Annotated in this window: 2 protein-coding genes; one reads left to right on the top strand and one right to left on the bottom strand. The window is 70.6% G+C overall.

The window, feature by feature from the left end; all coding sequences use genetic code 11:
- Positions 1 to 1,097: type VII secretion integral membrane protein EccD (gene eccD / locus D471_RS0125690; RefSeq protein WP_040691302.1), on the bottom strand; the 1,097-nt coding region annotated here is incomplete at its 3' end.
- A 274-nt stretch (positions 1,098 to 1,371) separates the two neighbouring features.
- Between eccD and D471_RS0125685 the strand changes: the two genes are divergently transcribed.
- On the top strand, positions 1,372 to 2,845 hold a 1,474-nt coding region (locus tag D471_RS0125685; RefSeq protein ID WP_017601273.1), incomplete at its 3' end, for an FtsK/SpoIIIE domain-containing protein.

Here is a 2,845-nt window from a genome sequence, read left to right as displayed (position 1 = left end):
CCGATTCCCAGGACGCCCCCGAGCCGCAACGGCAGCACGTGGCGGATCCGGTCGAACAGGCGCGAGCGCATGATCAGCAGTACCGACAGCAGACCGCTGAGCAGGAGATCCGGTAGCCCCTCGGCCATGAAGGTCAGGAGCACGGTGACCGCGCCGCCGCTGATCGCGGCACCCATCACGATGCCCAGCAGCAGACGGTCGCTGTTGGTGAAGGTGTCCTCGAAACGGTCCGTGGCGACCTGACCCGAGCGCCCCACCTCGTAGTCCAGCCCGGACAGGCCGCCCATCACCATGGCCACCCGCGGTAGCGCGCCGACGCACAGGGCCAGGGCCAGTCCCATCGCGCGGACACCCTGCACCGGGTCCACGAACGCCCCGACACCGACCAGCACCCCGGCGGTCACCGTGATCACGCCGAGCCCGGCGATGTAGGCCAGCCCGGTCTCGTGCAGGGCCCAGCCGACCCCGGCCACCAGGAGCGCGCCGGCCAGCGCGAACGCCGACATCACCAGGGCGCCCGCGGCGGTCACCAGGCCCGCGGCGAGTACGGCGGTCACCGCGCCCCACACGCAGGAGGCGGCGAACAGGACGTGGGCGACGGCGGGCAGCGGACGCCGTGCCGCGAGCAGCATGATCGCGATCGAGAACAGCGTGCCGACGCTCGCCACACCCAGGTGGCCGACCGAGGGTCGCAACCACATCATCAACAGCAGCATCAGCAAGGGGCCGATTCCGGCCACGAGGAGCCCGAAGGAGAGCGTCGTCGTCGGGTTCCAGATCCGGGCGGTCTCGTCGACCCGGTCCTCCACGGCACCGCGCACGTCGTCCACGTGCGCGGGTCGGCTGGGCGCGGTCCGCCGGTCGAGCATGAGGACGTCGCCGTCGTAGACCCCGGCGCTCTCCAGTGGCTCCTCCAGCCGGACCGGAGAGCCGTCGACGGTGGTCAACGCCCAGTGCGCGGGCTCGGTGCCCTCCTCCTGGGGAGCGCACACCTCGACGATGCGCGGCATCAGCGTCGCCACGGGCACACTTCCGGGCAGTGCCAGATCGGCCCAGCGGTCCGGTCCGGTGACCGTAACCCGGCAGTATCCACTCACACCCATGATTCCTTTGCCGTCGCCGTAGGGGGTTATCTCCGCTCGGGGGTACAGACCGACGCGAATTAGGTGATTCGCGGTGTTCGCGAGATCATTCCTAGCGTAGTCACCCAGACACCCAACCCCCGCCGGTGGACGGAAAGAGATCACTGTGGCGACGAGACCGGTCCCCCGCCCCGCCCGCAGCACCCCGACTGCCCCTGGGAACACGCCTCTGGTCATCGCGACCCCGCCGCAGATGCCGGAGAATCCTCCCGCCTCGAGTTCGGGCGCGATGATCATCATGCCGATCATCACCGGGTCGGGCTCCCTGCTGATGTCCATCACCATGGGCCACCGCCCGCTGATGGCGGTCGCGGGCGTGATGATCATGATGGCGAGCGTCGTCGTCGGCATCATCATGTTCGTCGCCCAGCACAACGGACCCCGCAAGCGGATCCGGGAACAGCGGGAACGGTACGTCGACTACCTCGACCAGCTGCGCGAGATCGTCCGGGACGTGGCCGCCACGCAGCGCGCGGACAACGCCTTCCGCCACCCGGATCCGCAACTGCTGACCGAGCCCGCGCGCTCCCGCGCCCGGCGCTGGGAGCGGCGCGCGTCCGATCCCGACTTCCTGGACGTGCGCGCGGGTTCGGGGACCCGGCCGCTGGCCCGGGCGTTGAAGCTCAAGGTGGACAACTCCAACCCGCTGATCGTCTACGACCCCGTCTGCCAGGGCGCCGCCGACCAGCTCATCGAGCTGTACGGCGACGTGCCCGAGATGCCGCTGGTGCTCCCGCTGCGCGAGTACGGCGTGGTGTCGGTCGTCGGCGACCGCGAGGCCGGGCGGGGGCTGGCGCGGTCGATGATCGCGCAGTTGTCGACCTTCCACTCTCCGCACGACCTGCGGATCGGCGTGGTGCGCGACAACAAGATGCGCACGTCGTGGGAGTGGCTGAAGTGGCTGCCGCACAACACCTTCGACGAGGCCAAGGACGGCCCGATGCCCGCCCGGCTGGTGGCCGGGAACACCGTCCAGATCGCCGAACTGCTGTCCGAGGAGATCGAGCGCCGCACGGTCGACCTCCAGAGGCGGCGCGGCAAGCCGCCGGGCCCCGGCACACAGCGGCTGGTGGTCGTGCTCGACGGTGAGCACCAGTCGACGCTGTCCGGACTGCACGCCGAACCGCCCGTGACCTCCCTGGCCGACCTGGGTATCCATGTGATCGCCTTGGTGAGCGACCGCCGCGAGGAACCGGAGGCGGTGGACCTGCGACTGACGGTCGACGCCGACGGCACCCTCACCGAGGACACCGAACTGCCGGGTGCGGACGAGGCGGCCGACCGCAGCCCCATCGAGGGCAGGGCCGACCGGTCGAGCATCGCCCACCTGACGAGCCTGGCGCGCGGGCTGGCGCCGTACGGTATCGCGGTCACCGACTCCGACGACGCCATGCACGAGACCGTCGGGCTGCCGGAGATCCTGGGCGTGCCCGACGTCGCCCAGCTGGACACGCGGCGTACCTGGCGCAAGCGCAGCACCGGCGACTACCTGCGGGTCCCGATCGGTATCGGGCCGAGCGGCAACACGGTGCTGCTGGACCTGAAGGAGTCGGCGTTCGGCGGCATGGGCCCGCACGGGCTGGTGGTCGGCGCGACCGGTTCGGGCAAGTCGGAGATGCTGCGGACGATGGTGGCCTCACTGGTCATCAACCACTCGCCGGAGAACCTCGCGCTGCTGCTGGTGGACTTCAAGGGCGGCGCGA

The sequence above is a fragment of the Nocardiopsis lucentensis DSM 44048 genome (assembly GCF_000341125.1).
GTDB lineage: Bacteria > Actinomycetota > Actinomycetes > Streptosporangiales > Streptosporangiaceae > Nocardiopsis > Nocardiopsis lucentensis.
The sequence above is the reverse complement of the archived record's forward strand: the minus strand, read 5'-3'. Positions and strand labels throughout refer to the sequence as shown.